At 34.4% G+C, this 9331-nt stretch carries 9 protein-coding genes; 1 reads left to right on the top strand and 8 read right to left on the bottom strand.

From position 1 onward, the window contains the following. Positions 1–531, bottom strand: a 531-nt coding sequence (locus AB4Y90_RS14335) for a hypothetical protein (RefSeq protein WP_441558223.1), incomplete at its 3' end; no start/stop codon positions are given. A 168-nt stretch (positions 532–699) separates the two neighbouring features. Between AB4Y90_RS14335 and AB4Y90_RS14330 the strand changes: the two genes are divergently transcribed. Then, complete coding sequence (locus tag AB4Y90_RS14330) at positions 700–1863, top strand: aspartyl protease family protein (RefSeq protein WP_441558222.1); 1164 nt, start codon at positions 700–702, stop codon at positions 1861–1863. Positions 1864–1955: 92 nt separating this feature from the next. On the opposite strand, the gene AB4Y90_RS14325 is transcribed toward AB4Y90_RS14330, so the two are convergent. From AB4Y90_RS14325 to AB4Y90_RS14295, 7 genes are all read right to left on the bottom strand, one after another. Continuing rightward, the gene (locus AB4Y90_RS14325) at positions 1956–3311 is read right to left on the bottom strand and encodes a M28 family peptidase (protein ID WP_441558221.1); all 1356 of its coding nucleotides are present in this window, start codon (positions 3309–3311) and stop codon (positions 1956–1958) included. Positions 3312–3335: 24 nt separating this feature from the next. Next, entirely contained in the window at positions 3336–3800 is a 465-nt protein-coding gene (locus AB4Y90_RS14320; RefSeq protein ID WP_441558220.1) for a hypothetical protein, read from the bottom strand. A gap of 51 nt (positions 3801–3851) precedes the next feature. After that, complete coding sequence (locus tag AB4Y90_RS14315; RefSeq protein WP_441558219.1) at positions 3852–5252, bottom strand: M28 family peptidase; 1401 nt, start codon at positions 5250–5252, stop codon at positions 3852–3854. A gap of 267 nt (positions 5253–5519) precedes the next feature. Then, positions 5520–6575: a DUF1015 domain-containing protein gene (locus AB4Y90_RS14310; RefSeq protein ID WP_441558218.1), complete on the bottom strand. Its 1056-nt coding sequence runs from the start codon at positions 6573–6575 to the stop codon at positions 5520–5522. 7 nt (positions 6576–6582) lie between these two features. Beyond that, complete coding sequence (locus tag AB4Y90_RS14305; RefSeq protein ID WP_441558217.1) at positions 6583–7542, bottom strand: D-2-hydroxyacid dehydrogenase; 960 nt, start codon at positions 7540–7542, stop codon at positions 6583–6585. Between the two features lie 130 nt (positions 7543–7672). Continuing rightward, the gene (serC, locus tag AB4Y90_RS14300) at positions 7673–8737 is read right to left on the bottom strand and encodes a 3-phosphoserine/phosphohydroxythreonine transaminase (RefSeq protein ID WP_441558216.1); all 1065 of its coding nucleotides are present in this window, start codon (positions 8735–8737) and stop codon (positions 7673–7675) included. A gap of 128 nt (positions 8738–8865) precedes the next feature. Beyond that, on the bottom strand, positions 8866–9216 hold the full coding sequence (locus AB4Y90_RS14295; protein ID WP_034676539.1) for a 4Fe-4S binding protein: 351 nt from the start codon (positions 9214–9216) through the stop codon (positions 8866–8868). Positions 9217–9331: the final 115 nt, after the last annotated feature.

Genomic DNA, 9331 nt, shown 5'->3' with positions numbered 1-9331 from the left:
TCTGTAGGCATCTCCGCCGATAGTTTCAGCTCTGTTTTCAGCAGTGGCTATAATTCTTTCAGATTCTCTTACAGCATTTTCATACAGAAGTTCAATTTCACGCTGTTTCTTTTCGGTAATTTCTCTAATATTTTTTCGTGATTCTTTTGCATTTTCCTGAGCTTCAATCAATTCCTGATTGCCTCTTTCTCTCAGTTTTTCGTAATCTTTCTGAGCTTTTTTAAGCAGATATTCGCATTCAATTTTTACATCAATAATGTTTTGATATTTGCTCAGCTCGGCAATTTTTTCGTTTAATTCCCGATTGGTAATCTGAAGATAAGACAATTCAGTCTTAACATTTTTCAATTTATTTCTCAAAGCATGGTGTTCGTTTTGGTATTTTGAAATTTCGTCATGAAGCTGAGCGATCAATCTCGTTAAATCTTTGATCTTCTGATCTTTTACTTTGATTTCGTTCTTTGTTTTTACAAGTTTTGTGTAATAATAAATAGTAGAAAATGCTAAAATGATAATTAAAATAATCTCCATGGTTATTAGTTTTATTCTGCAATAATACCTAAACAATGAATTGTTTCTTTACGGGAAACCGTATTCTTAATTATTTTTAAGACTAAAATTTATTTAGAATAATAGGTTAGCTCAATAATCATTCGACCACGTTCAGCATAAAAACATTATTTTTATCAAAAATTAACTATGAAAAAACACCTGTTTTTTATTTTAGTATTCTTTACCATTACAATTTCTGCACAAGGAAAAAGATTTTTTGAAAATGGAGAAGCTGAATTAAAAAATCCTGTTGAAAAAATTAATCTCACTTACACCAACGAATTGCCTTTTGTTAAGGTAAATATTAACGGAAAAATATATCAGTTTCTTTTCGATTCCGGTGCTCCGACTGTAATTTCCACATCAATTTACAATGAGCTTAATCTTAAGAAAAAACACCGCAGTAAAGTCACAGATTCTAAAAAAAATAAGCAGGAACAAATCTTTACCGAAGTTCCCGAAATAAAAGTTGATCAGATTACCTTTAAAAATATCGGAGCTATTGTAATGGATTTGAACGGAATAGAATTTCAATGCTTTAAAATTGACGGTATTCTCGGAGCCAATCAAATGGCTAAACTTTTCTGGCGAATCAACTATTCAGAAAATTCGATAGAAGCAACGAAAGATTTTGCAAATTTCTCTGTCGAAGGTYATGAAACCGTGTTTTCTTTTGATCCGAAACCTCAGAAAACACCGGTTATAAAAGCCCAGATTTTAGATAAAAAAACAGACCTTACTTTTGATACCGGATTTACAGGTACTGTGAGAATTTCCGGTAAAAATTACGATGCAAAAAATTCTAAGGTAAAATCGGTTGAAACTTACGGAACAGCTTCTATTGGGGCTTTTGGAGCAGGAAAACCGGAAAGTTCCTATTATTTTAAGCCGGGCGAAATATTTTTAGCTGAACAAAAATTTGATGATGAAATTGTTTCTACCGGATCTTCAAATTTGCTTGGAAACGAATTTCTGAAAAAATTCAGGTTTATAATGGATTGGAAAAACAATAAAATCTATCTGAATAAAATCAGAAATTACCCTTCAAAATTAGAATCTTTTGGCTTTGGATACCGTTTTATAGACCATAAAGCAAAAGTGGTTCTGCTTTTCAGCGGAAATGATATACCTCTAAAACTTGACGATGAAATTCTGAGTATGAATAATGTAAGCTTAGAAAATCTGGATCAGGAATCTGTCTGCAAATATCTGGAAAACCGAATAGAAAAAGGACTGAATTCTCTTGACATTAAAGTGAAAAGAGATGGAAAGATTTTAGATTTTACGATTGCTAAAAAAGAATACTTATAATGCCACGAATGCACGAATTATTTATTTAATCATAAAGATTTATTTGTGCATTTGTGGCAAATAAAAAAATCCTCCAATTCGAGGACTTTATTTTACCAGTTTTTATCGATCATGTAAATCATTTGCGCCATAATTGTTGCACCTAATAACAATTCGCGACGATTTACTTTCTCAAAAGTATCTTCTTCGGTGTGATGAATATCAAAATACCGCTGAGAATCAGGAACAAGCTCTGCGGTAGGAATTCCCATTGCTTTTAAAGGAGAAATATCTGCTCCGGAATATCTTCCGTCAAAATCATACGCTCCGTAAGGAAGAAAAAGGGGAGACCAGCTTTTGATCTGGCTGATTTTATCATCATCCATCTCCAAAGCAATTCCTCTTGGCGAAAATCCACCGGCATCGGATTCTAAAGCAAAAAGATGCTTTTCGTTATTCTCTTTCACAGTTTTTCCGTATTGAAGGTCGCCTTTCAAACCGTTTTCTTCGTTTGCAAAACAAACAACTCTTATGGTATGGTTATTTTTAATCCCTAAATTTTTAAAAGTTCTTAATACTTCAATGCTTTGTACGATTCCGGCGCCGTCGTCATGCGCTCCTTCGCCAACGTCCCAGGAATCTAAATGTCCGCCAACGACAATTACGCTTTTGTCTTTATTTCCGGTAAGCTCACCAATGACAGAGTGGGAGAGTTTCTCACCTTTCATGCCGCAGTTTGAATTGAGTTTAGCCGTAATTTTTTGTGATTTTAAAAGGGTTTCCAATTCGTCTGCTGTGGTATTTCCAATGGCAACGGCAGGAATTTTATCAGCATCTCCGTATCTTATCGCTCCGGTATGCGGAACATCGTCAAACGCTGAAGAAAGTGATCTTACAATAGCAAATTTCCCTCCTTTTTTTGCCGTTAAAGCAGCAGCGGTAGAACGATAAACCGCAGCGTCGCTGTATGCTTTGAAAGTTTGCACATAAGATTGGCTAAAAGGGTAATTAAAGAAAACAATCTTGTCTTTCACCTGTTCGGGAGTGAGTTTTTCGTATTCTGCCAAAGATTTTACCATAATGATTTCACCGGAAATATCTTTTCCGTTCGTGCCTTCAGAATTACCTAAGGAAAGCATTTTTAGAGATTTCCATTTCCCGTTTTGTGCTTTTATTTTTAAAGATTCTTTTCCTCTTTCCCAAACCGGGATCATCACTTCCTGCAGCCAGACTTTGTCGGCTCCGGCTTCTTTCAGCTTTTGTTCTGCCCATTTTACAGATTTTTCATAAGCTTCAGAACCGCTCAAACGATGACCGATATTTTTAGTTAAATCTTTCAGTTCATTATAAGATTTTCCTTTATTTAATATTTCTGTAGAAATTCTGCTGAACTGAATAGAATCTTCTTTAGCCTGACCAAATACATTTAGACTTAAAAAAACAACAGCAGCTGATAAAATATTTTTCATTATTAAATTTTGGATTTTTTTAAATTAAAATTTTAGTTCAACATCAATTTGTCTTCCTTCTTCAAAGGCTTTTTTATCCATTGAAGAACCCACTGCTGCACCAATACCTAAACCAATTGGCAATCCTATCGCCAGTAACCCTATATTTCCCATCATCAGACCAAAAGCAGTTCCGATTGGTAATCCAAAAGCAGCCATTCCTACGGCTATCCAAATACCTCTGTAATAATTTTTCGGAACAATTTTATGCTCTTTTTCAAGGTATTTTATGATGAGATTCTGCTTTTCTTTTAATAATTTCAGCAAAGCTTTATCGCTGAATGTTGTTGAATTAACCTGTTCAACATTATTATTAATATATTGCACAGCTTCAGCAGATAATTTTTTATGGTTGAGTTTTTCTAAAATTTCCTGAAACTGAGCGTAGAGTCCGTTAAGTTTAGGATTATTTATTTTACTTGATTCTAATTTTAATTGATTGATTTCCATGATAAAAAATCTTTTTAATATTGTTAGTTTTGATAAAAATTGATGTTTTTTTTACCAATTCTTATCGATCATAAAGACAAGCTGCGTCATGGCAACTGCTCCAAGAAGCAATTCTCTTTTGTTCACTTTATCGAAAGTATCTTTTTCAGAATGATGGTAATCGAAGTAACGCTGTGTATCAACCACCAATTCTACTAAAGGAATATCCAGTTTTTTTAAAGGCGCAATATCCTGAATGGCATAAGTCTGGTCAAAATCATAAATTCCGTAAGGTAAAAAGTAATTCTTCCATTCAAAAATAAGCCTTCTTCTCTGCGGAGACATATCTAAAGAAAAGCCGCGCGGAGAATATCCTCCTGAATCGGTTCCTAAAGCCAGAATATGTTTTTCTTCTTTCTTTTTTGCGTTTAATGCATACGTTTCACGGCCCATTCCGCCGTTTTCACTGTTGGCGTAGAGCACAACTCTTATGGTGTGATTGTTATTGTAACCTAAAGCTTTAAATGTTCTTAAAACTTCCATACATTGTACAACACCGGTTCCGTCATCATGCGCACCTTCCGCAAAATCCCAAGAATCGAGCTGTGCCCCGAGAAGAATTACTTTAGAATCTTTTTTACCGGGAATTTCGCCGATGATATTGTGATTGATGGTTTCACCTTTCGATTCGGCAGACATATTTATTTTAGCTTTAACAGAAGTTTTTTTAAGAAGATTTTCAAGTTCATCCGCAGAACGTACCCCGATTGTCATGGCAGGAATTCTTGCCTTATCGTCCGGTTCGTAATAAACCTGCTTTGCATGCGGAATATCATCTGAAGCTGTGGTTAAAGATCTTATAATTAAAGCTTTTGCTCCTTTCTGACCGATAACGGATGCCGAAATAAGCTTAGATTTTGCAGCGATCATGTAAGAATCTACGGTACTGATTACTGTTGGATCGATAGGATAGTTGACAAAAATAATTTTATCTTTTGCATCGGCAGCTCTCAGGTTTACCAATTCCTGAACATCATTTACCAAAAGAATATCGGCAATGAGGTCTTTTCCTTTTGTACCTTCAGAATTCCCGAAAGAAAGCATTTTTATGGTTTTCCAGTCGCCGCTTGAAGTTTTTATCTGCAAAGATTCTTTTCCCCTGATCCAGATAGGAACTCTTACTTCCTGTTTCCAGATGTTTTCTGCGCCGGCTTCTTTTAAGTTTTTTTCAGCCCATTCCGTAGCTTTTGCATAACCCGGTGTAGCGCTGAATCTTGGGCCAACCCCTTTCGTTAATTCTCCTAAATTATCATAAGCGGCTCCGTGGAGAAAAATTTCGTCGGAGATTTTTTTAAATTCTTCGTGGTAGTTGAATTTAGGTACGGGTTTTGGCTTTCTTGCCGAAGTTTTTTTCTGAGAAAATAAAAATCCACTCAAAAAGAGTGGAAGTATGATAAGTAAGATTTTTTTCATTTTACTGACCGGTTTCTTTTCGGAGCATAAAAATAAAGAAAAAATCCAGATTTTTACAGATATTACTTTTTATTACGAATGCTTTTTAACGTAAAGACTATGATTCTTTTCGAATATTAATTATTTTAAGGCTGTATTTAAAAAATAAAGACTTTAAAACAAAATCCTCAAAATTAAATCCATTATATTTTGAAAATAATTTTGAGGAAGATTATATTATTTTAGTTTTAAATATTGAGCAATAGCCTGAATGTAAAAATTACTAAACTATTTCATATCATACATTAATAATGCAGTAACCAATTTAGGCTCTATAAATGTACATTTTGGCGGCATACTAAGCTTCAAATCTGATATTTTAATCATATCATTAAAGCTTATTGGATAAATTCCGAAACCTACTTTTCCTTCTCCGTTGTCAACCTTTTCTTTTAATAATTTGATTCCCTCAATATTGGAAGTTCCTTTGATGTAGCAAATCTCATCAGAGCTGTCAGAATCTTCAATATTCAGAATATCTTTTACAATAAATTTATCTAAAAGATGATGATCTAAATTATCTAAAGACATCTCCTGAGAACGAAGATCGTGTTTTACGTGAAGCGAATAAAATTTACCATCCAGATACATCGAAATGTGGAATTTCTGAGAAGGGTAATACGGTGTTTCTCCTTTTTCGTGAATTAAGAAATATTTTTCAATTCTCTTCAGAAACTCTTCCGTTGTAAGATCTCCGATGCTGCTTACAATCCTGTTGTAATCGTGAATTTTTATCGATTGATTGGAAACAATAAAGCTGTAAACGAAATTATATGCCTCTGTTCCGTTATGCCTTTTGTTTTTTTCTTTTAAACGTTTTGCGTGTAATGCAGTAGAACCAATTCTGTGGTGACCGTCTGCGATGTAGAAAGAATCGATCTGATCTATTACTTCTTTAAACTGCTGTAATTTCAGACGATTATCGATTCTCCAGATTTTATGCCTGATTCCGATCGTATCAACATGATTGAAAATACCTAAAAGTCCCCTGAAAACCTGTTTGTTGGGGTAAATCTGCTCATAAAGATAATAAGCCGAACTATCCTGAACCAAAACATTTTCGTCAAGAAGTTCTTCAAAAGTAGAACGTATTTTCCTCAGATTCCGGTCTACATCTTTAGATTTGCTTACAACATAGGGTTTAATCATATTGATGTAAGTTTTTTCTTTTTGCGCTTTTTCAGCAATTTCAGCCTGTGTGAAATTATCTAAAGGATGAGTAGGAAACGTAGCCTCATGATCTTTATGAGGTCGTATTCCACGGAAAGGTTTAAAAACTGGCATATATAATTTATAGTTTCTTTTTAATTTCAATAATTTGTTTGGCAAGCTCCACACCGATTTTTTCTTGTGCATCTACGGTATTTCCTCCCAAATGCGGTGTAAGAGACAGGTTCGGATTCATCAGTAAAATCAATTCCGGAGTCGGTTCGTTTTCAAAAACATCAAGTGCAGCTCCTGCAACTTTTCCAGATTCAATAAAATCAAGCAATGTCACTTCGTTAATAACGCCACCTCTTGCTGTGTTTACAATAAAAACACCGTCTTTCATTTTCTCAAACTGAGGTGTATCGATGATGTATTCGTTGGTTTGCGGAGTATTAATACTTATAAATTCAGCATCTTTCAAAAACTCATCTGTATCATTGGTCGATGTGATTTCAAAATTGACTTTTTGACCGTCGAAGAATTCTAAAGTTAATGTTTCCGTTCTTGGTTTCCTTGTCAGAACTTTCACTTTCATTCCTAAAGAAATTCCCATTTTTACCACTTCCTGACCAATGCTTCCAAAACCGATTACTCCTAAAGTTTTTCCTAAAAGTTCGTAAGCTTTGCTGAACGATTTTTTCATCGCATTGAAATGAGTTTCTCCTTCCAATGGCATCAATCTGTTTGATTCGTGTAAAAATCTTGCTAAAGAAAAGAAATGCGCAAAAACCAGTTCTGCCACCGATTTTGACGAAGCAGTTGGAGTATTGATGACATAAACTCCTTTGTCAATGGCATATTCTACATCGATGTTATCCATGCCGATTCCGCCTCTTCCTATGATTTTGAGATTCGGACAAGCATCAATCAAATCTTGTCTAACTTTGGTTGCACTTCGCACCAAAAGAACATCTACGTTATTTTCATTAATAAAATTAATAACGTGTTCCTGAGAAACTCTGTTGTTGAGTAACTCAATTCCTGCTTCTTTTAAAGCGATCTCTCCGGCTTTGGAGATGCCGTCGTTAGCTAAAACTTTCATTGTTTTTAAATTTGATCTAAAGATTAAAAATTGAAATATTTAAAAATTAAAATCGGCTCGCAAATTAAGAAAATTTTAACAAATGGTAATAATCATTTAATTTTTGAATCATTTAATCTTTAAATTAATTTTATTTAATTGATCTCATTACATCTACCAAAACCTGTACACTCTCAATTGGCAAAGCATTATAAAGACTTGCTCTGTAACCTCCTAGACTTCTGTGACCGTTTAATCCGCTGATTCCTGCTGCTTTCCAAGCTGCATCAAATTCTTCTTTTTTGCTTTCATCAACCAATTTGAAAGATACATTCATTAACGAGCGGTCTTCTTTCACACAGAATGTTTCAAATAAAGGATTAGAATCGATTTCGTCGTATAATAACTTTGCTTTTGCTTCATTTCTTGCTTCTGCTGCTGCAATTCCGCCGTTCTTTTCTAAATATTGTAAGGTCAGTAAAGATGCATAAACAGGGAAAACAGGCGGAGTATTGTACATTGATTCCTTCGAAATATGCTGATTGTAATCTAAAATAGAGAACATGTTTTCTCTTTCTGTTTTACCTAAAATTTCTTTTTTAACAACAACTAAAGTTACACCTGCAGGTCCCATATTTTTCTGAGCTCCGGCATAAATCAGATCAAATTTTGAGAAGTCCAATTGTCTTGAGAAAATATCAGAACTCATATCACAAACCATCAAAGTTTCCACTTCAGGAAAAGTTTTCATCTGGGTTCCGTAAATTGTATTGTTCGAAGTACAGTGAAAATAATCGTATTCTACACCAATTTTATAATCTTTAGGAATGAAGGAATAGTTTTCTTCTTTAGAAGAACCTACAATATCTACGTTTCCTACTTTTTTAGCTTCTTTTATGGCTCCTGCAGCCCAAGTTCCTGTATCAAGATAAGCTGCTTTTCCGCCAACTTTCATCAAATTATAAGGAACCATCGCAAATTGTAAGCTTGCACCGCCTCCCAAATAAAGCACTTCATAGTCATCACCAAGATTCATCAGTCTCTTTACAATCGCACGAGCTTCATCCATCACGGCAACAAAATCTTTACTTCTGTGCGAAATTTCAAGAAGTGATAAACCGATTCCGTTAAAATCTAAAATCGCTTCTGCCGATTTTTCAAATACTTCCTGAGGTAAGATGCATGGTCCTGCGCTGAAATTGTGCTTTTTGCTCATAATTTTACTTYTTGTTTTTGCAAATTTTATTCAAGATAGAAAAAATCTGCGGTTTCATTATTACTATTTGATAGATTTAATTTTAAATATAAATAAAAACCGCCTCATAATCTATGAGACGGTAGTTGTTATTCTCCGTGTAAAAACGCTTTTTTGTTTAGCAGCGCTTCGTCAGATTCCACATGATCTTCATCCGGAACACAGCAATCTACCGGGCAAACTGCTGCACATTGCGGTTCTTCATGGAAGCCTTTACACTCTGTACATTTGTCTGTAACAATAAAATAAACATCGTCACTTACAGGTTCCTGCGGCGCATTTGCATCCACTGTTAATCCTGAAGGTAAGGTTACAGTTCCTGAAAGTTCTGTACCGTCGGATGCTTTCCAATCTACTGCTCCTTCATAAATTGCATTATTCGGGCATTCCGGTTCGCAAGCCCCGCAGTTAATGCATTCATCAGTTATTTTAATAGCCATCGCTAATTTTTTTTTAAATTTGCACAAAATTACAAAATATTCCCCAATTTTAAAGTAATTATGAATATCGAAAAAAGAGTTTTAGCACTAAATAAATTAAGTGATTATATAAAAG

It is taken from the genome of Chryseobacterium sp. 2TAF14, from assembly GCF_052115105.1.
Lineage (GTDB): Bacteria > Bacteroidota > Bacteroidia > Flavobacteriales > Weeksellaceae > Chryseobacterium.
The sequence above is the reverse complement of the archived record's forward strand: the minus strand, read 5'-3'. Positions and strand labels throughout refer to the sequence as shown.

Bases quoted from the DNA above. Each gene is read 5' to 3' on its own strand.
- serC (WP_441558216.1), bottom strand. From the start codon at position 8,737: ATGAGCAAAAAGCACAATTTCAGCGCAGGACCATGCATCTTACCTCAG.
- AB4Y90_RS14295 (WP_034676539.1), bottom strand. From the start codon at position 9,216: ATGGCTATTAAAATAACTGATGAATGCATTAACTGCGGGGCTTGCGAA.
- AB4Y90_RS14320 (WP_441558220.1), bottom strand. From the start codon at position 3,800: ATGGAAATCAATCAATTAAAATTAGAATCAAGTAAAATAAATAATCCT.
- AB4Y90_RS14305 (WP_441558217.1), bottom strand. From the start codon at position 7,542: ATGAAAGTTTTAGCTAACGACGGCATCTCCAAAGCCGGAGAGATCGCT.
- AB4Y90_RS14325 (WP_441558221.1), bottom strand. From the start codon at position 3,311: ATGAAAAATATTTTATCAGCTGCTGTTGTTTTTTTAAGTCTAAATGTA.
- AB4Y90_RS14310 (WP_441558218.1), bottom strand. From the start codon at position 6,575: ATGCCAGTTTTTAAACCTTTCCGTGGAATACGACCTCATAAAGATCAT.
- AB4Y90_RS14315 (WP_441558219.1), bottom strand. From the start codon at position 5,252: ATGAAAAAAATCTTACTTATCATACTTCCACTCTTTTTGAGTGGATTT.